Below are 20,763 nucleotides of genomic sequence, written 5' to 3'. Positions count from 1 at the left end.
GTCAGGCTCCCGCCCCGCTCGACCTGATGGCGGCGTTCACCTGCGGCATCACCTTCGTCGCCATCAGCTCCATCGACTGCTTCGCCAGATCAGGATCCACCCAGTCGAGGCCGGCGTAGACGAGCTCGCCGAAGTCGCCGGTCTGCTCCCGGAAGGCGAGCACCTGCTCCGCCACGGAGTCGGGCGTCCCCGCGATCACGAGGTCGTCGAGCACGCGGTCGAGGGTGACCGCGTCGTCAGGCTCGTCCTTGTCGTGCTTGAACAGCGCGAGCCGACCCAGCGCACGCATCTTGGCGAGCATCTTCGCGTAGTAGAAGCGGTACGGGCTGTTGGCGTCGGCGCGCCCGTACCGCTCGGCCACCGCAGCGTCCTCGGCCACGAAGACCGTGCGGGCGATGCGCCAGTCGTCGCTCGCCACGGGCGCGCCGGCCGACTCCTTGCCCTGCACGTAGTTCGGCCAGTGCGTGGCCACCCACTGCGGCAGCAGGAAGTTGGCCGACAGCGGGTGGAAATCGCGCGCCCCCATCGCGACGACGCCCTTCGAGAACGGCGCCACGACCGTCCCCACGATCTCCGGGCGCGGCTGCTGCAGCGGCCGCCCGACGATCCCGACGCCGAGCTCGTCGTTGTACGTGGTGGCCGTCGTGACGGTGAACCGGTTGCCGGGCAGGTCGATGTCGTAGGGCGCGTCGAGCTCCCACATCCGCAGGATGATGTCGATGGCCTCGCCGAACAGCTGGTTGCGGTCCTCCCCGAGGATGCCGAGCACCTCGGCGTCCGAGGGCAGGGCGCCGGGGCTGACGCCGAGAATGAGACGCCCGCCCGACAGGTGGTCGAACATCGCGGAGTGCACGGCCACGAGGGCCGGGTGCTGGTGCGAGAGGTTCGTCGTGCCGGTGGCGAGCTTGATCCGGTCGGTCTCCGGCACGAGCGTGGCGAGGAAGATCAGGCTGTTGGTGATGTTCTCGTGGCGGTCGGTGAGATGCTCACCGATGAACGCGTCGTGGAAGCCCAGCCGGTCGGCCAGCACGACCGCCTCCCGGTCCTCCCGCAGCGTCTCCGCCCACTCCCGTCCTTTCGGATGCATGGGCATGGCGAAGTAGCCCAGTCTCACGGCGCTCTCCTTCGGCAGCGGGTCCGCGGTCACGTCGAGCCAAGGCCGGGGAGCGTCCGAACGCAGTGGCGGCCACCGTGAAGTTGGCCGACGGCCGATGACGTGCTCCGTGAGCCCTGGCGGCGCGGTCACGGCACCTGGCACCCGACGCGTGCTCATCTGACGCCTTCCGACATCCCCATCGTCCTGGCATGTCGGTGTACTGGCACGCGGCCGATGCGCCTTCCGGAAAGGACGGTTCCGGTGATGGCTCCGACGACCGCAGGTCCCCCGGCGTTCGACGCCGACACGTTCCGCCATGTCGTGGGGCATCTACCGAGCGGCGTGACGGTGGTGACGACCAGGACGCCCGAGAGCGCGTTCGGCATGACCGCCAGCTCGGTGACGTCACTGTCGCTCGACCCGCCGATGATGGTGGCCTGCCTCAACAGGAGCTCCCCGACGTCGTGCGCGGTCTCGCAGGCCGGTGCCTTCGCGGTGAACGTCCTGGGCGAGGGCCACGAGTACCTGGCCCAGCAGTTCGCCGTCCGCAGCGACGACAAGTTCACCGGCGTGGCCGTCGTGGAGGGCACCCTCGGTGTGCCGGTGCTCGCCGACGCGCTCGCCCACATCGAGTGCGAGGTCGTCGAGGAGGTCACCGGCGGCACGCACACCGTCTTCCTCGGCCGGGTGGTGGAGGCGAAGGCGGAGGAGGGCAGCCCGCTCACGTACTTCCGCGGCGGCTTCGGCCGGTTCGAGTTCGCCCGTGACGACGAGGTCTACCAGCGTGCACGCCAGCAGCTGCTCGAACGGATGTACGCCGCCGACGCCGTCCTCCAGCTCGACGACCTGGCCTACCGCCTGCGGGTGGAGAAGCCTGCCGCGTTCTACGCGCTCACGCGTCTCACCGCCGACGGGCTCATCCGGCGCGACCCGGACCGCGGCTACGTCATCGTCCCGTTCGACACCCGGACCTCCGACGAGACCTTCGACGCGCGGTGCGCCATCGAGCTCGGCGTCATCGACATGGTCGTCGGCCGCGTCCCCCAGGACGAGCTGGCCGATCTGCGCGCCCGCTTCGAGACCATGGCCGCGCTGCTCGTCGGCGATCGTTTCGTCGACTTCGACCGCTACCTCGACGCGAACTACGCCTTCCACGAGGGCGTCGTGTCGCTGGCCCACAACGGCGCACTCACCGCGGCGTTCGGGCGGTTGAGCATCAAGACCGTCATGACCCGCAGCTTCGGCGTCACCCCTGTGACCTCGCAGAAGTTCATCGACGTCCAGCGTCGGATCACCGAGGGGATCGAGCAGGGCGATCCCGACGCGGCAAGTGCGGCCGTCTACCACTACACCCGCCTCGCCAAGCAGCGCGTGCGCCAGATCCTGGCTCAGACGGGCGGCAGGCTCTGACGTGCCGGGCAGCACGCCGGCCCCACTCGGCCGATTGACCCTGCCCTGCCGCCACACGCACTGTCGGCAGCAGAGCTGAAGGGAGCAACGATGCAACTCAGCGAAGATCGCATCCTGACGACCCACACGGGGAGCCTCCCCCGGAGCGCGGAGCTCGAGGACATCCTGATCCGCAAAGAACGCGGCGAGACCGTGCCCGACGACGAGTTCGGTCGCGTCGCGCACCAAGGCGTCGACCACGTCGTCGGTGAGCAGATCGACGCGGGTGTCGACGTCATCAACGACGGCGAGCAGCCCCGCGTCGGCTTCCAGACCTACGTCGCACTGCGCATGTCGGGGTTCGGCGGCGCGAGTTCCCGCCCGGCGTTCGCCGACTTCGTGCGCTACCCCGACTACGGCGAGCTGTGGCAGAAGCGCGGCTGGGTCACGTCGAAGGTGTTCGACGCCCCGCAGGCCGTCGCGGAGGTGCAGTACACCGGTCTCGGCGAGGCCGAGCAGGAGTGCGATCTCTTCCACCGGGCCAGCGATGCGCGCCACGGGCAGTACCGCGACCGCTTCATGACGGCGGCCTCCCCCGGCATCGTCACCACCACCATGCTCAACGGCTACTACGACTCACACGAGAACTACGTGCGGGCGGTGGCCCGTGAGCTGCGCAAGGAGTACGAGTTCATCCACGGCCAGGGCTTCCTGCTCCAGCTGGACTGCCCCGACCTCGCCATGGAACGCGTCGGGTTGTTCCAGGACGATCCGCTGTCGCGCTTCCTGGAGGTCGTCGAGCTCCACATCGACGCCATCAACGAGGCCGTCCAGAACATCCCTCCGGAACACCTGCGCCTGCACGTCTGCTGGGGCAACTGGGACGGCCCGCACGACAACGACGTCGCACTCGCCGACATCCTGCCGCTGCTGTACGAGGCGCGCGTCGGAGCGTTGTCGCTCGAGCTCGCCAATCCGCGCCACTACCACGAGTACGAGGCGTTCAAGCGGCACCCGCTTCCGGACTCGATGGTGCTCATCCCCGGCGTCGTCGACGTGAAGACCAACTTCGTGGAGCATCCGCAGGTCGTCGCGGAGCGGATCCTGCGTGCTGTGGACGCGGTCGGCGACCGGACCAGGGTGATCGCGAGCACTGACTGCGGATTCGGGACCTTCGCCGGATGGACGCTGGTGGCTCCCACCGTGGCCTGGGCGAAGCTCCAGGCACTGCGGGCGGGCGCGGACATCGCCAGCCGCGAACTGTGGGGCACCTGACGGGTCGACGAGGCCGTGCCGCGGTTCCGGTTGCCGAGCACTTGACTTCATGTGCACATGAACCGGCACCGTCAACGCATGGATCTCACCGTCACACGGGTCGCCAACGCGTGCGTCCTGCTCGAACTGAACGGGCACACCGTCCTCACCGACCCCTGGTTCACCGAACGCTGGTACCTGCGCCGCGGCGAGCCACTCGGCCTGCCCGTCGCCGACCTTCCGCCGTTGACGGCCATCGTCGCCACCAGCTTCGCGGCGAACCACTGGGACCTGCGAGCGCTGAAGGAGTACCGCCACAAGGACTCCACGCCCGTGTACGTCAGCGCACGGCTGATGGAGCGCCAGGCTCGCGCCCTGGGGTATCGGAACGTGGAGCAGCTGCGCTGGGACGAGAAGCGTGAGCTCGCACCGACGCTGTCGATCGAGGCCGTTCCCGCCGGGCGAACCCTGGTGTGGCGCAACAACGCCTACGTGCTCAGCAGTGGGCCCACTCGCGTCTTCTTCGGCGGCGAGATCGCGGACGTGGGGCTGCTGGAGCGCTACCGCACAGGGGCTCCGGCGGTATCCGTGGCGCTGCTGCCGGTCAACGGACTGCGGCCGGTTCTCGGGCCACCGCTCGTGATGGGACCGAGGGAGGCGGTGGCCGGCGCGAACGCGTTGGGTGCGCGGGTGCTCGTTCCCGTCCACGACGCCCACGCCGACGACCCGCTCTCGCTGATCTTCCGCCGCCACGGGTCGGGTGAGGACGCCAAGGCCCTCGCGGCCACGGCATCGTCGAGGCTCGAGGTCGTCTGCCTGCCGCCGGGAGAACGCTGGGAGTACGAAGCGCCGGCGCGCAGCGTCTAGCCCGCGCTCTGGGGTGCGGTCACGACCATGGAGTCCTCCGCGGAGACCCCCTTGATGAAGACGGAGAAGTCCTTCAGCCGCATGAAGAGGTCCTCGAAGTGGCCGCAGACCTTGGCACCTCGGGCGTGGTCGTGCATGACGAGCACGCCGTGCAGGCCGAGCGCGGCGCCGTAATGGTCGCCGGGCTGGTCGATGCGGGTGGGGATCGTGAACTGCATCTCGCGCCTGTCGACGAGGAGCAGGCTCGGACAGTTGGGCAGGAACGGTATGAGGCGAAGGTCGATGTCGACCTTCGCCCCGCGGATGCGGTCGGCCGACGCCTTGATGTCGAGGATGCGCTGGCAATGCTCGAAGATCTGCTCGTCGCCCGCCATGTCGTCGCGGGTGAGGATGATGCCGTGCTGCTGGCTGGCCGTCTCCCGGCTCTTCACGCCGTTGTAGATGTCCAGTGGCCGCTGCACGTACCGGCGGTAGACGAGACGCGGCAGCGAGGCGTCATGGGCGTTCAGCCGGTCCGTGAGGATCGTCTCGATCGCTGACAGGTACTCGGAGCGCTTCGCAGGCGGTTGGCGGGTGAATCCCGGGCCCTCGTCCGGGGGCGGCGAGTAGTCGCCGATGACGAAGATGCTGTTCCGCGCCTGTCTGACGGCCGCGGTCGCGGTGTCGTAGCCCAGCTGCCCTCGCCGTCCGCGCCCGTTGCGACGCGCTTCCTCCACGAAGAACACCGCCGCGTGGACGTAGTCCAGGTGCGCCTCGAGCTCCTCACGCAGCTGCGCATGGTGATCGTCGATCTCGCTCTTCACCTCAGCGAGCTGTTGAGCCGCCGCCTCCTGGGCATCGTGCAACGCGGTGGCGGCCTCGGACCGCAGACGGGCCACCGAGATGCCGCTCACCACGGCCAGGCCGGCGGCGGCGAGCATCAAGGCGCCGAGGGACGGGTCGTTGTCGATCAACGTGTCCAGGCCGAACCCGATCGCCGCACCGGCGACCACCAGGAAGATGTCTTTTGCCGTTATCCGCTGCCGAGTCTCACGCAACCAGTCGCCAACAGAAGCGCCGCTCAAGTCCGTGTGCTCCCCTCCGGCCGAACAATCCGCTCAGCCGGCGGCTGAAACGCGGAACCAGCAGCGAAGTAACCACGTCTTTCCTGCACGTCCCGGAAGCGCTCCTGGGTGCGCTCCGCGACCCTGGCGAGGAGGCGGCGCTCGAGCGGCCCGAGGGCCAGCGCGCCGGTGTCCCAGTCGGTCGCCCGGAATCCGATGGGCGCAGCCCCCTCGGTAGCCGCGTCCTGCTGGCGGTCCCGCATCCGGCCGACGACCAGCAGGGCGTCGCGCGCCCCGGTGAGGCTGCGGGTGCCGGTACCCGCTCCGCCGAGGTTGTTCCTGGGCAGGTTCAGGTGGGCGAGGCGCCAGCGGTCGAGGTGAAGACCGATCGACCGCACCTGGCTTCGCACGAGTCCCGTGCCCGGGTCGTGCGCGTCGTGCATCCCGGCAACGGTCTCCCGAAGCTGGGGGTACAGGTCGCGCATCAGGTGGTAGTGCAGGCCGACCGAATGGCTGCCACTGGTCAGGCCCAGGTTCTCCCGAATCTCGTGGTATTCGCTGCACCGGAGGTTGTCGGCCAGCAGGCCCGCGGCGACGACAACGGCATCGAGCAGCCGGTCGGCGCGCCGGAGGATCGGTAGCGACGCCATGCAGTCCTTCGCCTGGAGGCGGCCGACCGCCACCTCCAGGTGGTCGTTCACCGCCTCGATCAGGATCTCGGGGATCTGGTGGGCCGTACGGAACTGCAGGAAGACCGTTTCACTGTCGTGCTCGAGCCTGCGCTCGAGCACGACCGCGCGGATCGCGTCGGGCCGGAGGAACTCGCCGTAGGGGGCGGGAGCTCCCTCCACCACGGCGTACTCCAGGCCGATGCGCTGGAGCATCAGGTAGTTGAGCAGGTCGAGAGTGAGCCGTTCGCGCAGCTGCGGATCGAGGTCGATGCGTTCGACCAACGGGAGCAGGAGCTCGTTCAGGCCCGCCTCCGCCTCGTGCAGCCGCTTCCAGTTCGGCGAGATGGAGACGTCGATGCGGTGCCCGTCGCCACCGGACTGGAGATCGTCCGCGACGTCGCGCATCCGCCACGCGAGGTCCACCCACGTCCTGCCGAACGCGTCCAGCCACTCCGTCGCTCGCGCGACGCCGGGCGGGTCGTCCTCCGTGCAGGACCGCCTCAGCACGGCGGTCACCTGCTCCAGCGCGACCAGGGCTATCTCGATGCCCTGGAACAGCGCGCGCACGGCTTGCCAGGCCGATCCGGGGGCGATCCCCTGCGTGCTGCGTGCCACGGCGAGAAGTTCGGGTATGGACTGCAGCTCGTCGTAGGAGTCGGCGATCGGACCGAGGGAGTTGGAGACAGCGCGCCGTTCGTCCACTGTGGTCCCTCGCTCTACCCCGTCCAGCGAGCCCTGACGGCTGACGACCCGACCCGGACAAGCGTAGCCGGACGACCACCGACCGTGCATCAGGCAGGAATTCGCCCGTCCGGGGCCGGGCGGGGGCTCCGTGCACCGGGACATTCGACGTACCCGGCGCGGGACACGCGGCCGGGCAACTGGCGTCAAAGGCGCGAGTCGCACATCTCGGGAGTTTTCTAGGGTGACGGCGTGACGCCCCGTACTTCTCCGCCCTTCCGAGCCGACCACGTCGGAAGCCTGCTGCGCCCGCCGGAGCTCCTGCGCGCACGGGCCGACCGCGCCGAGGGCCGGATCACCGCGGCCGAGCTACGCGTCGTCGAGGATGCCGCCATCCTCGGCGCGGTGCGGATGCAGGAGGAGCTCGGGCTCCACGCCGCCACCGACGGCGAGTTCCGCCGGACGTTGTGGCACATGGACTTCATCCACCAGCTCGGCGGCATGACGACCACCGACGGCATCCGTCCGGTGCGCTTCGAGAACGCCGAGGGCGTGCTGGAGTGGACCCCGGCCGCGCTGCGGGTGGCCGAACGGCTGCACCTGCGGCACACGATCTTCGGCGACGACTTCACCGCGCTGCGTGCGATGACCACCACCGCCGTGCCCAAGCAGACGATCCCGTCCCCGAGCATGGTCCACTACCGAGGCGGGCGCGCCGCCATCGACGAAGCCATCTACCCCGACATCGACCAGTTCTGGGACGACCTGTCCGCGGCGTACGCCCAGCAGGTGCGCGGCCTGTTCGAGCTCGGCTGCCGCTACCTGCAACTGGACGACACCAGCCTCGCCTACCTGAACGACCCCAAGCAGCGGGCGCTGCTCGCCGAGGAGGGCGGAGACCCGCAGACCCAGCACCTGGTCAACATCCGCCAGATCAACGCCGCCCTGCGCGACCGTCCCGACGAACTGACCGTCACCGTCCACCTCTGCCGGGGCAACTACCGCTCGTCCTGGGCCGCAGAAGGCGGCTACGACTACGTCGCCGAGGCGCTGTTCACCGAACTCGAGGTCGACGGCTTCTTCCTCGAGTTCGACGACGCCCGCTCGGGCGGGTTCGAGCCGCTGCGGTTCCTGCCCCCCGGAAAGGTGGTGGTGCTCGGCCTGGTCACCACCAAGCACGGACGACTCGAGAGCAAGGACGACCTCAAACGCCGGATCGATCAGGCCGCGAAGTACGTACCGATCGAGCAACTGTGCATCTCCCCGCAGTGCGGGTTCTCCTCGACCGTCGACGGAAACGACCTGACCCGCGACGACCAACGCGCAAAGCTCGCACTGCTCGTCGAGACGGCCGACGAAGTCTGGGGATGACGACGCCCCCACCGCCGTACCGGGGTAAGAGGCCGGCCGCATAACGGCCGGACCGAGACACGGGACGAGACGTCACTCTCTGCGTCCGGGTGACGATCCGGCGGACGGCTCCGCGAGGCGCGATCGTGTTGACGACAGGGCGCATCGCTCGAGTGGACGAGCGGTGCGCCCTTCCGTCGCGTCGGCCCCGTCGTAGAGACGAACTCGACCTGGGATACGGAGCAGCACAGGTCGGCCCCGGCCTCGTGCGAGTGGAGCAGGTCCACGGCCGTGCCGTCGCTGGTCCCGCCGGGACCCGGGCAGGTTTCGGAACCGGACCGTCACGGCCGACCCGCTCGCACTGCAGAACCCCCGGTGTGCGGCGACTACGGTGCCGTACACACCCGGCAACGCGCGCAGGGGGCGCTCGATCCACGGAGATCTACGCATTTCATCGAGGAAAGCTGGATTCCGCGGACCTCCCACTCGATCTCCGCTCATCGATACGGACGTGTTCGTGCTGGTGATCCAAACTCCGGCGCAGTGGTGCCGACAGCGGAGCGACGGGCACGCCTTCTGCCAGCGCCGGCAGCGCCGAATGGAGTCGCAGGTATCCGGTCAATTGCGCGGAACCGACCTTTCCGCGCGATCGATCAGAATCACCGGCGAGCGAATCGAGGATCTTTCCACTCCGCGTGCACAGCTCGAGAAATTGCCTGTGCGATACGCGAGGTTTGCTGCCTCTTGAGGGTGGGACGAGTACCCTGCTCTCGGTCACGTGACTCGAAACGCAACTACCCGGACAACCGTCATCGTCACTGACAGTGCGGCCGCCAACATCCCGTGAAGCCGATCGTCGGGTAGGCCGTCGGTGAGATCGCTATTTGTTGACGAAGAGGAGCGACGTGGGTTTCGACCGATCACGACCCGACCCCTCAGATCCTTGCGAATCAGGGCGCGTGCTCGCCCGGCGCACAGTGCAAGAACGTAGAGAGCTCGCGGCGAGCTTGAGCACCGGGGGATCGATCTCGTCGTCGCCGACACGGCACGTGCGCACAACATCGCAGGTAGAGCCCATACCACCGGCCGCAACCCGGCCGGGTCGCGCTGACCGGCCTCCCGTGACATGGTGTGAGGACAGTTCCATGAGACGGACGCGAGGGCATTCGCCCGGCGTTTCTCCACGGCTGATCGAATCCTCAGCGGAGTCGTCCACATCGGTCCGGACGGCGCACGATCCACATGCGCTGTGGTCGGTCCAGGAGCCGCCGGATGGCCACCCGCGCAGTTAAATATGCCAACCGGGAATGGATGCGGAAGAGATCGCGTTGGACAGCTTCGGGTTGAACGTTGTACTACGGCAGCACCGGCAGGGATTCGCACCGGCGCAGTTCAGCCATCCGTCTGCTGCCGATGCGAGGGGACCTGCCGAGAAGTACGCGTTCAGGCAGAGGTATGACCACCACGAACTTCAGTCGGACTTCTGTGGGGGGTTCGGACCCGAGGCCACCTCATGAGCAGAGGTGGGCCGTGAGCCCGAAAATCTTGTTCAGCGCCTCGGGGAGGGCGGAGTGATGCAGCAGTTTGCGGATGCGAAGTGGAGTTATGTGACGCGGGGGGTCACGGATCGGGGGGCGGTGTGGTTGGGGGGTGTTGATCGTGAGCCGCGGTTGGGTGATCTGGTGGTTGCTCGGGTGGTGAGTGTGGGGGCTCATGATCATTTGGAGAATGTGCATGGTCGTCGGGTGCGGTTGTATCCCGGTGATGTGGTGGTGGGGGCGTTGGGTAATCGGTATGCGACTGACTTTTATGAGGGGTATCTGCCGTCGGGGTCGGTGGCGCATCTGTTGACTGCGGGTGGGGTGGTCGGGGTGGTGGCCTCGGCGCATGTGCGGCGGAGTGAGCCCACGCAGTTGGAGGTGGTGGGGTCGTTGGTGGGGGTGTCGGGGGTGGGGTTGTCGTTGGATGACTTCGCGCTGCCGGTCCCGGCCCCTGCTCCTGCGCCTGCTCCGGAGTTGGGGACGTTCGTGGTGGTGGGGTCGTCGATGAATGCGGGGAAGACGACCACGGCGGCGGCGTTGATCCGGGGTTGGGCGCGGGCGGGGTTGCGTGTGGGGGCGGGGAAGGTGACCGGTTCGGGCAGTGGGAAGGACCGGTGGATGTATGAGGATGCCGGGGCGGGGGAGATCGTGGATTTCCTGGATTTCGGGATGGCTTCGACGTTCGGGTATCCGTTGACGCGGTTGGCGCAGACGATGGTCGGGATCCGGGACACGCTGGTGGCGCGGGGGGCCTCGGTGGTGGTGTTGGAGATCGCGGATGGGTTGTTGCAGGCCGAGACGCGGGGGTTGGCCGAGCGGTTGGCCGGGTTCGCTGATGGTGCGGTGTTGGCGGTGGCTGATGGGCTGTCCGCGGTGGCCGGGGCGCAGATCATGGGTGAGGTGGGGGTCCCGGTGCGGGTGGTGTCGGGGTTGGTGACCGCGAGTCCGTTGGCGGCGCGGGAGGCGGCGGCGGCGACCGGGTTGGCGGTGTTGTCCCCGGCGGAGTTGATCGCTGGTGGGGCGTTGGACCTGCTGGGTGAGCACGCGGCGGCGGTCCCGGCATGAACCAGCGGGGGGACACCGCACCACACACCGCACAACACACCGCAGGACACACCGCAGGACACACCGGGGGAAACACGGCAGGGAACAGGGCAGGGAAGAGGGCAGGACACATCGGGGGGACCACGGGCGCGCAGATCACGGGGGTGAACGACCCGACCGAGCCGCTGACCACCGAGCCGCTGACCACCGAGCCGCTGACCACCGAGCCGCTGACCACCGAGCCGCTGACCACCGAGCCGCTGACAGCCGGGATGCCGGGCGAGGTGGCGGCGGGGGTGTATCTGCCTGATGGGCGTGGTGGGCCTGGGGTGTATCGGGAGGTCGGGCTCGAGGTGGTGGCGGTGCGGGCGGCGGGGTTGGTGTTGCCCGAGGTCACCGTGCTGGATGAACGCGGGGGTGAGTTGTTCACGGGTGGGTCGTTGGTGTGTGACCCGGCCGGGGGTGGAGGCCCGCTGGCCGGGGCCGGGGCGGCGCGGTCGGCGCGGGCGTTCGGGGTGGTGCACACCGGGTTTCACGTGCAGCGGGCGTTGCGCTGGTGGGGGCGGGTGCTGGGGCGGCGGTTACCGCCGCTGGTGGTGCGGATCGGGCTGCACGAGCACCCGCGCCGCTGGGGCGGGGGCCACTACCGGCTGCCCGGCGGCGGCGCGCAGGCCGACCCGGACGCGCTGACCCCGACCGGGGAGATCCACCTGGGCGGCGGCGCCGGGTTCGTCGCGATACCGCAGACCGGCCGGACCACAACCGATGCCGGGGGTGGTGGGGGCCGCTATTTTCATGCCCCCGCGCACAACACGGCGATCATCTATCACGAGGTCGGGCACCACGTGTGCCGCCACACCGCGGACTTCCGGCTCAACCGGCTGCGCCCCCCATGGGCACAGACCAACAAGAAGACCGCCCTGGACGAGGGCACCGCGGACGTGCTGACCGCGATCCTGCTCAACACCCCCGACATCTACGGCTGGCACCGCGGCGACATCCCGACCAACGACCAACGCCGCCGCCGGCTGGATCCGCGCTGGACCATGGCCCACTTCCACGGCGGCGCCGGCCAGGACCCCCACGCCGATGGCACCGTCTGGGCCTCAGCATGCTGGAGCGCCCGCCACCACCTCATCACCACCGGCACCGACCCCGCCCGCTTCGACACCCTGCTCCTACGCGGGCTCGACCACACCGGAACCGACACCACCGGCGGGCTCACCGACGACACCCTGCGCAAGCGCCGCCACTTCTCCCGACTCCTCACCGCCATGACCCACGCCGACCCCGACCTCGCCCCCCACCTCCTCACCGCCATGGCACACCACGGCATCCACCCCGGCCTCAGCAACCACGACCTCAGCCAAGCCGCACGCGCGGACCACAACCGGCTGGTCCGCGCATGACCGGCACCGTGGCGGCCTGCAGCGACAGGTCGGAGGCCTAGCCGCGGCCACCCTCGTCCGGACCACCTCGACCTCACCATCCGAACCGGCGAGCGCGTCGCCCTCGACACCCGACTCTGCGACGGTGGGATCGAGCTGACCGGCGGCCGGCGTCGACGCGGCGGCGTCCCGCTCCTCGACCAACTCGCCGCAGGCTTCGACTCCCACGCCGAACGACTTGTCGTCCGGGCCCTCACCCGCCTTGTCCAGGGCCGCACCGTCGTCATGACGACCCACCGCCCCGCGCTCATCCGCCCCGCCATCCGCACCGTCGACATCCACGACGGCGTCGTCCAGCAGCTCGCCGGATAGCTCGAATACTCTCGGTCGACTCGGAAATCGTAGCCGCACATGATCGCGGCGCGAATTATCGATCAAGCCGAAAAAACTCGGCGAGTAAACCGAGATATTCATTGTCGATCGTTGCAGTATCACCTGGGCGCGATTACGCTCGGATTCGGGTGATCCGGCGGGGTGCATCGTGTGCCGGGCACGATTATATGGGAGGTATCTTCATGTCGACGGCCATGTCGACCACAAGCATCGTCGAGCTGGATCTAGCCGGCGAGCGATCCTGGTGGGCCACGGAAAAGGACGGAATCGTTGCGGCGCTGGTCGATCACTACGGTGACGACGTCGACGGTGAGGACTTGGCTCCACCACGTGATCCTGCCGCCCTGCGAGCACGTCTTCGAGAGGTCGCGCCGCGACTGGCCGCCATCACCGCCCGCATACGCAGCGCATTCGACCACGACCTGGCCGCCGGGGTGTTGATCCCGGAGCTCGGCCTGGGCGAGGCGGACCTCGACGGCAAGCGCAAGGGCGCCTTCGCACTCGCCGTGCTGCTCGGCGACCCCACCGCGAACATCCCGTTCAGCCATGTGATCTGGGACGTCCGCAACCGTGGCGACGAAAAGTCGGGGCACACGAGCTTCTCGGAGAACGACCTCAAAGCTGGTTATCACACCGACAATGGGTCGATTCCCATCCCCGAGCGATTCTTCTTCCTCTACGCCGTGCACGCTGCCGAGTGCGGCGGCGGGCTGTCTCTCCTGCGCGACGGCCGGGTCGTCAAGAAGCAGCTCGAGGAGACCCCGGAGGGCCGGGCAGCGGTTCACGTGCTCACCGAGACGAGCTTGCCGAGGCGGATTCCCGAAGTATTCAAGCAGTACGGGAACGTCGCCGATGACGGCTACCTCTACGCACCCGTTCTCGCCGAGACGCCGATGTGGCGCTGGCGGAAGAACGGGATCCGCAGGGGCATCGCGGCGCACCCGGAGTTCCAGACCCCCGAGGTGCAGCAGGCTCTGGACGCCGTGCTCGACAAGCTCGACAACGGCCCCGACGAGATCCGGCTGGTCATCCCCACCGACGGGATCCTGATCATCAACAACCACATCGCGTTGCACGGACGCACGGCCTTCACCGACCCTGAACGCCATCTCCTGCGCGTACGCCTCCACGAGCCGACCGCGTAGTTCGAGGAGTCAGGCGGTCACCTGGCCCGGCGGTCGTATCGCTCCGGGCCAGGTCCGCCATCGGCTCAACCCACCTTCAGTTCGGTCGTGCGTCCCGTCATGCGCAGCACGACCAGCACCACCACCCCGACCGCGAGCCACACCAGCCCGCCGATCTTGGCGTTGGCGTCGGCGTTGACCAGCACATAACCGATGATCACGAACCCGAGCAGCGGCACGATCAGGTGCAACCCGTAGGTCCGCTGCCGCTGCTTGATCAGGTACCACGCGGCGACCGAGACGTGCAGTAGCAGGAACGAGAACAGCGCACCGAAGTTCACCAGCGACGACAACAACCCGATCTGCCCCACGAAGAACAGCCCGAGCACCAGGCTCACCACCGAGACCAGTAGCACCGCCCGCTCCGGCACGCGGCGGGTCGGGTGGACGTGGGCGAGGAACCGCGGCAACTGCCGGTCACGGGCCATCGAGAACAGCAACCGCGACGTCGCGGCCTGGGCCACCAGGGCGTTCGCGATGGCCGATCCCAGCGCGACGGCGATGGCGACCACCACCTTGAACCAGGCTCCGCCCACCAGGTCGGCCACGGTGTAGAACGCCTCGTTGGTGGCCGTCTCCCCGGCGAACTCCGTCTGGCCCGGCAGCAGCAGCGCCGCCAGGTAGGTCTGCACGATGAACAACGCGGCCACCATCGCCAGCGCGATCACCGTCGCCCGCCCCGCCACCCGGGCCCCGCCCTTGGTCTCCTCGGCCATCGTGCTGATCGCGTCGAAGCCCAGGAACGACAGCACCGCCACCGACAACGCGGCGAAGATCAGGCTGGGCTGGAACACCTCCGGGTTGAAGAACGGTGTGAACGTCCAGCTCGCCCCGTTGACCCCGCGGGAGATCGCCACCACCGCCAGCACCACGAACAACGCCAGCACCAGCAGCTCGCCGACCAGGAAGATCTTGTTCGTCCGCGCCGTGGTCTCGATCCCACGCAGGTTCACCACCGTGTTGACGACCACGAACAGGATCACCCACACCGCCGCCGGCACCCCCGACAACACCGAACCCAACGCAGCCGCCCCGGTGACATAAAGCAGGGTCGGCACCAGCAGGTAGTCCAGCAGGATCGCCCACCCCGCCAAAAACCCGGCCGCCGGGTGCAACCCACGCCCGGCATAGGCATACACCGAACCCGAGATCGGGAACGCCCGCGACATCTCCCGATAACTCAACGCCGTGAAGATCATCGCCACGAACCCGATCACATACGTCAGCGGCACCATCCCCATCGACGCGTTGAACACCACACCGAAGATCGCGAACGGCGCGATCGGCACCATGAACACCAGCCCATAAACCAGCAGGTCACGCAACGTGAGACTGCGCCGCAACTCCTGCCGGTAACCGAACTCGCGCAGCCCGCCGTCCTCGCAGGCCCCGCCGACCGGACGCTCGGTGGTCACCCTGCCTTCGCCGCTGCGATGTTCGCGCTGACCACGGCCATCGTGGTATCGAGCGCATCCGTCGGGCTGAACTCGATCAGCTCCGTGTCGGGGAACATCAGCGGCAGGTGCCCGGGCGCACTGTAGTAGGCGTCTCCCGCGACGTAGGTCTCCTCGCGGTCGGCATACCGGTAGATGACCTTGCCGCTGACCACGACACCGAAATGCGGGCACTGGCAACGATCATCGGGGAGGCCGCGGAAGAGCGGCGCCGGGTCGAACTCCATCTTGTGGGTCTCGAACGCAACCGTGTAACCGCCCAGCTCCACGTAACGAGCCTCGATCATGGGTTCATCGACGGTCAGCGGGGCCTCGGTCTTCGACGTGCGTGGCATCTCGATCTCCTCTCGGCGAGCCGGTCTGGCTCACTCATGAGGCGTGAGATCGAAGGACACGATGTGTGGGAACTACGAACGCCACGTCGTCGGCGACTCGGGCCGGTAGCTGCACAACGTGCCGGTGCTCACCGAGTGCCGCAGATGCGCGCCCAGCTCGGGATGCACGGATTCGATCCGGCGCATCACGTCGCGAATCCGTGCGGTGACCGCGGTACGCGCACGTTCGGCCGGCTGCCCGGCCCGGCGGACCCTGCCCCCGAGGCCGTAGGCCGCCGACAGCTGGGCCACCAGCGCCTCGCGTTCCGCGGAGAGCGCGACAGAACGCTCCTGGTCGCCGCGGGCGTCTGCTTCCGTCTCCTCCTGGTCGAGCTCCAGAAGCCGCCGCCGATAGGCCGCCCGGGCGGTGGCGTCGACGACCTCCCCCAGGTCGCCCGGCTCGTGCAGCTCGCCGACCGGTACCACTGCCGCCGCGGTGGCCGACGGCGCAGCGGCGAGCTCGATGGCGGGGAACTCCCGGCCCGGAGCCGCGAGCAGCACGGCCAGGTCCCGCAGGCCCTTGCTGTCGCGCAGCCGGACCTCCCGGCGCTGGTACCGCAGTGTCCAGAACTCGCCCTCGCGCCGGAACAGGTTGTCCGACGCGCCGAGCCCGTCCGCCCCGCCGCCCTCCGTGGCAGATCCCAGCTCGTCGGCACGTCTCGTGACGCCCAGCGCGCGGTAGAGATCCCGTGCCTCGGCCAGCCGGGCGGGATCCGAGAGCGCCAAGCCGGCGTCGCGAAGAGTGCGGGCGACCAGCAGGGTGGCACCGATCCCCCAGGCCTGCTCCAGCGCACGGTCGAAATGGCCTGCCGCGGTGGCCGTCTCGCCGCCGGCGGCGGCGAGGATGCCGAGATGTCGATGCACCGGCCCGCGGAGGGCGGCACCGATGCCCTCGACGACGAACAGCCCGGCCAACGGAAGCAGCTGGTCGTACGCCCAGCGGGCCACCGGATGACGACCGATCGTCCCGACGGTCTCGGCCAGCTGGGCCATCATCGGCAGCCACTCGGAATCGCGCGGCGCGGCGGTGAGCTGGGGCGTGACCGCGTCCAGCCGGGCTGCCGCCTCACCGGCCCGGCCCTGGTGAGCGGCGACGTGCGCCATGGTCACGAAGGGCCACACGCCGGCGAAGCCGCTGAGGTCCACCGCGGCGAACAGCTCGGTGATGCCCGGCTGGTCGTCCAGCTCGGTGAGAAGACACCAGCGCGAGGTCAGGACGAGCGCCTGTGCATTGTCACTGCCCGCGCCACGGCCGAGCCGCTCGGCGTCGGCGAGATGCGCCTCGCAGTCGGCGATCCGTCCCTCGGACAACGCGCGCATGCCCTGCCACATCGGGACGTACCAGGCGTAGGCCGGCTGCCGCAGGCCCGCGGCCGTGACCGCGTACGCCTGCGCCTCGGCATGGGCGCCGACGACGTCCCCGACCTCGAGCAGCGCCACCAGGCGGAACCTCCGGCCCAGCAGCTCCAGCGCGGGTGAGCGCCTGCGGGCCGCCGTCGCGACGATCTCACTCGCCCATTCCGCCCGCGACCGGCTGTGCTCGGGCCCGGCCAGCACGTCACAGCGAGCGGCGAGTGCCTGGCCGAGCGCGTCGTCGTCGCCGGACGCGCGGGCGAGCGTGACGGCCTCCTCGCTCAGCTCGGCGCGGCGCTCCTCGCTCGCCAGCAGGGTGAGTGCCACCGACAGCCGGGCCGCCGTCAACGACCGGAGCACCGTCTCCTGCTCGGCGAGCGCGGCGCGGGCCTCGGTGAGCAGGTCGACCTGCTCACCGTCGAGCAGCGCGACCTCGAACCCGACCCCACCGGCGAGTCCGAGCGCCGCCCTGGCCACCAGCGTCGCCGACCCGAGCCGCCGGCCCAGCCCGGCCGCCTCCCTGAACGCCCCCCGTGCCGTCGCCGGGTCGCCCGCCGCCACCAGCGCCTCCCCCTGAGCGACCAACATGTCGGCCCGGCGCGCAGGCGGAGCGCCGTCGGTTCCGCCCTCGAGCGCGGCGGCCGCCCGCGCGTACCACTGGGCGGCGTCCTCATAGGCGGCGACCGCCGCGGCGCGCTCACCGGCCTGCGCGGCCGAGCCCGCCGCCTGAACCCGGTGCTCCGGGCCGGCCTGCAGGAGATGATGGGCGATCACCGCCGGGTCCGCCTCCGAGCGCGCGAGCTCTGTGGCGATCCGGCCGTGCAGCGCCTGTCGCTCGCCCACCGGAAGGGCGCGGTGGACGGCGTCCCGCAGGAGGTCGTGCCCGAACGCCACCCGGCCCGGCCCCGCGTCGACGATCAACGCCTCGGCTCGCGCGGGGTCGAGGAGCCGGTCCAGCTCGTCGGGCCCGGTCCTGGTCAGCGCGGAGAGGGTTGCGATGTCGACGTCCCGGCCGACTGCCGCGGCCGCTGCAACGGCCTCCGCGCTGGGAACGGGGAGGCGCGCGAGCCGCCCCGCCACCAGTGCCCGCACCGACTCCGGCACGGCCAGCGCGGTGACCGGGTCGCCCAGCCCGCCCCGGCTGCGCAGGAACGTCACCAGCTCGGTGACCAGCAGCGGGCTACCGCCGGTGCGCTGGGCGACCACACGCAACGTGTCGGGCTGGGGCGACGACCCCGACGCGGCCATGAGCTGCGCAACATCGCCGGTGGACAACGTCGCCAACGGCAGCGACCGGCCCGCTCGGACCAGCTCGCCACGGATCCGGCCCCGCCCCTGCCAGGCCGCCTCCCCGTCGCGGGACGTCGCGAGGATGACCACATGGGTCGCGCGCAGCTGCCGGGCCACATGACCGAGCAGTTCCAAGGACGAGGCGTCGGCGTCGTGCACGTCGTCGAACACCAAGAGCAGCGGCGTGTCGGCGGCCGATGTCGCCAGCAGATCGACGACGTCGTCGAACATCCGCTCCCGCATGCCCTCGGTCGCCGGGCCGCCGTCCGGGAACATGTCGGCGCTGTCGGGCACGACCGTGCGCAGCAGCCGCGCCCACGGCCGGAACGCCGCGGCGGCCGGCTCGCACCCGTGCCATGCGGTGCGGTAACCGGCGGCCCGCGCCACGGCCTCCTGCGCCAGCCGCGACTTGCCGACTCCGGCCTCCCCCGTGACCAGCACCAGCGTGCCGCGCCCCGCTCGGCCCGCCGCCAGCACCGCCTCGATCTCGGCAACCGCCTCCGACCGGCCCACCAGCGGATACGAGGTCACCGCGCGCGCCGCCTCCTCCCTGATCGTGTTCAGTGCCGCGAAGCGTGCACCGCGGGCGTGCGACCGGCCCATGGCCTCGCCCGCTCGAGCTGTCCGGCCAGCCGGAACAGGGTGGCCTCGGCACCGAACCTACCGAGGAAGTGCACGCCGATCGGCAGTCCGTCGGCGTTGTGCCACAACGGCACCGACATCGCCGGGTTGCCGGTGATGTTGGCGACCACCGCGGGGTACTCGACCGTGCGTCCGCCACGGCGGTACGCGCGCAGCGGATCGTCCGGTGTGGACATGATCTGCCCGAGCGGCGCCGGCGGCTCCGACATCGTCGGGGTGAGCCACATGTCGACCCCGCTGAGGAAGCGCGCCACGCCACGGGCGAAGACCTGCAGGCGCTCCACGGCCAGCAGGTACTCCCCACCGGTGGTACCGCGAGCTGCCTCCCACGAGACGCGGGTGATCGGCTCCAGCTCATGCGGCCCGGGCTCCCGGCCGAGACGGCGGATCCACGTTCCGATCAGCCACGCCAGAGTCGCGTTGAAGACGGTGCCGATCGCGTCACCGGCCTGCTCGAGACCGGGCATGTCCGCTTCGACGACCTCGTGGCCCAGCTCGGCGCACAGCGTCACCGCGTCCATGAGCGCCGCGACGCAGTCGGGGTGGCCGAGCTCGCCACCTGCCGTCCGCGGCGTGTACGCGATGCGCAGCCTCCGTGGGTCGGCACCGACCTCGGCGGCGAACGGCCCTGCCTGGGCCGGGGCGGGGTAGGGGTCGCCGGGCTCCGCGCCTGCGGTGGCGTCGAGCAGTGCGGCGCTGTCCCGCACCGAGACCGTCATCGCGTGCTCGGCGATCCACCCATTGACCATGTCGCCGTACTGCGGTCCCAGCGGCACCCGCGCACGTGTCGGCTTTAACCCGAACAGGCCGCAGGCGGAAGCCGGGAAGCGCAGCGATCCGGACAGATCATTGCCGTGCGCCATCGGCACCATCCCCGATGCCACCGCGGCAGCCGATCCGCCCGACGACCCGCTCGTCGAGCGGTCGGGGTTCCACGGGTTGCGCGTCACCCCGAAACGAGCCGGCTCGCAGGTCGGCACCATTCCGAACTCAGGGGTGCTCGTCTTGCCCAGCATCACGAGCCCCGCCGCCTGCAGCCTCTTGACCAGCTCGGAGGTGTGCCCGGACACGTAGCCGCGCAGGAACGCCGAGCCGGAGCTCAGCGGAACGCCCTCCTCCTCGGCGATCAGATCCTTCAACAGGAAGGGGACTCCGGTGAAGGGGCCCTCCGGCACGGCCCGCGCCCTGGCCCGCGCACGTTCGTACGTCGGGGTGACCACCGCGTTGATCAGCGGGTTCAACCGCTCGATCCGCTCGATCGCCCAGTCCACCAGCTCCAGCGGTGTCACCTCACCCCGGCGCACCAGTTCGGCCTGGCCCGTCGCGTCCAGCATCGCGATCTCCGCCGCCGGGCCCATCGTCTCGACGGTCATCGCATGGCCCCCACAACGGAGTGCTGCACGTCCCCGACCTGCTCCACCCGCGGCTGCGGCAGTCCGGCCGCCGCGAGTGCCGCGCGGAGGGCATCTCCCCCGCTGAACGCCTCGAACTCCGCGCGGGACGGGCAGGTGTCGAAAAGGGTCAACCCACGCGCGGTGCCGACGCAGAGCTGTAGCTGCACCGCGCCCGGCGGCAAACCCTCGAGCAGTCGGTGGTACGCGGGCAGCAGATCGTCTGCGTGCCCGTCGAAATGGTAGGCGCCCAGGAACATCGTGATCCCTCCCGTGAGCGGACCGGCGGTCCGTTGCTCCTAGGGCGTGAGATCGGTGTGCGAAAGGCTCGCACGACGTGACCGGGCCGGTACGGCTG

The 20,763-nt window shown here is 69.8% G+C and carries 15 protein-coding genes; 7 read left to right on the top strand and 8 right to left on the bottom strand.

The genetic code is table 11. The features are described 5' to 3' along the window. Position 1: 1 nt before the first annotated feature. Positions 2-1,114, bottom strand: a complete 1,113-nt coding sequence (locus ACQPZQ_RS20460; protein WP_433298219.1) for an LLM class flavin-dependent oxidoreductase — start codon at positions 1,112-1,114, stop codon at positions 2-4. A 246-nt stretch (positions 1,115-1,360) separates the two neighbouring features. Here ACQPZQ_RS20460 and ACQPZQ_RS20455 point away from each other — a divergent pair, with 246 nt between their 5' ends. The 3 genes from ACQPZQ_RS20455 (at position 1,361) to ACQPZQ_RS20445 (ending at position 4,606) form a co-directional block, all read left to right on the top strand. Continuing rightward, positions 1,361-2,506, top strand: a complete 1,146-nt coding sequence (locus ACQPZQ_RS20455) for a flavin reductase (protein ID WP_433298217.1) — start codon at positions 1,361-1,363, stop codon at positions 2,504-2,506. A 90-nt stretch (positions 2,507-2,596) separates the two neighbouring features. Continuing rightward, complete coding sequence (locus tag ACQPZQ_RS20450; RefSeq protein ID WP_433298215.1) at positions 2,597-3,760, top strand: cobalamin-independent methionine synthase II family protein; 1,164 nt, start codon at positions 2,597-2,599, stop codon at positions 3,758-3,760. 78 nt (positions 3,761-3,838) lie between these two features. Next, a complete protein-coding gene (locus ACQPZQ_RS20445) occupies positions 3,839-4,606 on the top strand; it encodes an MBL fold metallo-hydrolase (protein ID WP_433298213.1) in 768 nt (255 codons plus the stop codon). Here the strand turns inward: ACQPZQ_RS20445 and ACQPZQ_RS20440 are convergent. Both ACQPZQ_RS20440 and ACQPZQ_RS20435 read right to left on the bottom strand, forming a co-directional pair. After that, positions 4,603-5,670, bottom strand: a complete 1,068-nt coding sequence (locus ACQPZQ_RS20440) for a hypothetical protein (protein WP_433298211.1) — start codon at positions 5,668-5,670, stop codon at positions 4,603-4,605. The genes ACQPZQ_RS20445 and ACQPZQ_RS20440 overlap by 4 nt on opposite strands. Continuing rightward, positions 5,667-7,022: a hypothetical protein gene (locus ACQPZQ_RS20435; RefSeq protein WP_433298209.1), complete on the bottom strand. Its 1,356-nt coding sequence runs from the start codon at positions 7,020-7,022 to the stop codon at positions 5,667-5,669. Before ACQPZQ_RS20435 ends, ACQPZQ_RS20440 begins: the two co-directional genes overlap by 4 nt. A 231-nt stretch (positions 7,023-7,253) precedes the next feature. On the opposite strand from ACQPZQ_RS20435, the gene ACQPZQ_RS20430 reads away from it, so the two are divergent. The 4 genes from ACQPZQ_RS20430 to ACQPZQ_RS20415 all read left to right on the top strand — a co-directional run bounded on the left by ACQPZQ_RS20430 (position 7,254) and on the right by ACQPZQ_RS20415 (position 13,862). Further along, positions 7,254-8,372, top strand: coding sequence for a 5-methyltetrahydropteroyltriglutamate--homocysteine S-methyltransferase (locus tag ACQPZQ_RS20430; protein WP_433298207.1), 1,119 nt, complete (start codon positions 7,254-7,256; stop codon positions 8,370-8,372). A gap of 1,814 nt (positions 8,373-10,186) precedes the next feature. After that, positions 10,187-10,957, top strand: a complete 771-nt coding sequence (locus tag ACQPZQ_RS20425; RefSeq protein ID WP_433293464.1) for a hypothetical protein — start codon at positions 10,187-10,189, stop codon at positions 10,955-10,957. Between the two features lie 143 nt (positions 10,958-11,100). Next, entirely contained in the window at positions 11,101-12,345 is a 1,245-nt protein-coding gene (locus ACQPZQ_RS20420) for a hypothetical protein (RefSeq protein ID WP_433298205.1), read from the top strand. A gap of 566 nt (positions 12,346-12,911) precedes the next feature. Beyond that, positions 12,912-13,862: a TauD/TfdA family dioxygenase gene (locus tag ACQPZQ_RS20415; protein ID WP_433298203.1), complete on the top strand. Its 951-nt coding sequence runs from the start codon at positions 12,912-12,914 to the stop codon at positions 13,860-13,862. A 65-nt stretch (positions 13,863-13,927) separates the two neighbouring features. Here the strand turns inward: ACQPZQ_RS20415 and ACQPZQ_RS20410 are convergent, their stop codons facing one another. From ACQPZQ_RS20410 to ACQPZQ_RS20390, 5 genes are all read right to left on the bottom strand, one after another. Beyond that, positions 13,928-15,316 (bottom strand): APC family permease, encoded by a 1,389-nt coding sequence (locus ACQPZQ_RS20410; RefSeq protein WP_433298201.1) that lies wholly within the window; start codon positions 15,314-15,316, stop codon positions 13,928-13,930. Then, positions 15,313-15,690 (bottom strand): hypothetical protein, encoded by a 378-nt coding sequence (locus ACQPZQ_RS20405; RefSeq protein ID WP_433298199.1) that lies wholly within the window; start codon positions 15,688-15,690, stop codon positions 15,313-15,315. The genes ACQPZQ_RS20410 and ACQPZQ_RS20405 overlap by 4 nt, the downstream gene beginning before the upstream one ends. 72 nt (positions 15,691-15,762) lie before the next feature. Next, positions 15,763-18,903 carry an ATP-binding protein gene (locus ACQPZQ_RS20400; RefSeq protein ID WP_433298197.1) on the bottom strand — a complete coding sequence of 1,047 codons (3,141 nt, stop codon included), beginning with the start codon at positions 18,901-18,903 and terminating at the stop codon, positions 15,763-15,765. 29 nt (positions 18,904-18,932) lie between these two features. After that, positions 18,933-20,387 (bottom strand): amidase, encoded by a 1,455-nt coding sequence (locus tag ACQPZQ_RS20395; protein ID WP_433298195.1) that lies wholly within the window; start codon positions 20,385-20,387, stop codon positions 18,933-18,935. Continuing rightward, the gene (locus ACQPZQ_RS20390; RefSeq protein ID WP_433298193.1) at positions 20,384-20,665 is read right to left on the bottom strand and encodes a hypothetical protein; all 282 of its coding nucleotides are present in this window, start codon (positions 20,663-20,665) and stop codon (positions 20,384-20,386) included. The genes ACQPZQ_RS20395 and ACQPZQ_RS20390 overlap by 4 nt, the downstream gene beginning before the upstream one ends. Positions 20,666-20,763 lie beyond the last annotated feature (98 nt).

Source organism: Pseudonocardia sp. CA-142604 (genome assembly GCF_050948475.1).
In the GTDB taxonomy this organism is placed as follows: domain Bacteria; phylum Actinomycetota; class Actinomycetes; order Mycobacteriales; family Pseudonocardiaceae; genus Pseudonocardia; species Pseudonocardia alaniniphila.
This window is presented reverse-complemented; position numbering and strand designations above follow the sequence as displayed.

Bases quoted from the DNA above. Each gene is read 5' to 3' on its own strand.
- ACQPZQ_RS20445 (WP_433298213.1), top strand. From the start codon at position 3,839: ATGGATCTCACCGTCACACGGGTCGCCAACGCGTGCGTCCTGCTCGAA.
- ACQPZQ_RS20395 (WP_433298195.1), bottom strand. From the start codon at position 20,387: ATGACCGTCGAGACGATGGGCCCGGCGGCGGAGATCGCGATGCTGGAC.
- ACQPZQ_RS20455 (WP_433298217.1), top strand. From the start codon at position 1,361: ATGGCTCCGACGACCGCAGGTCCCCCGGCGTTCGACGCCGACACGTTC.
- ACQPZQ_RS20405 (WP_433298199.1), bottom strand. From the start codon at position 15,690: ATGCCACGCACGTCGAAGACCGAGGCCCCGCTGACCGTCGATGAACCC.
- ACQPZQ_RS20390 (WP_433298193.1), bottom strand. From the start codon at position 20,665: ATGTTCCTGGGCGCCTACCATTTCGACGGGCACGCAGACGATCTGCTG.
- ACQPZQ_RS20450 (WP_433298215.1), top strand. From the start codon at position 2,597: ATGCAACTCAGCGAAGATCGCATCCTGACGACCCACACGGGGAGCCTC.
- ACQPZQ_RS20415 (WP_433298203.1), top strand. From the start codon at position 12,912: ATGTCGACCACAAGCATCGTCGAGCTGGATCTAGCCGGCGAGCGATCC.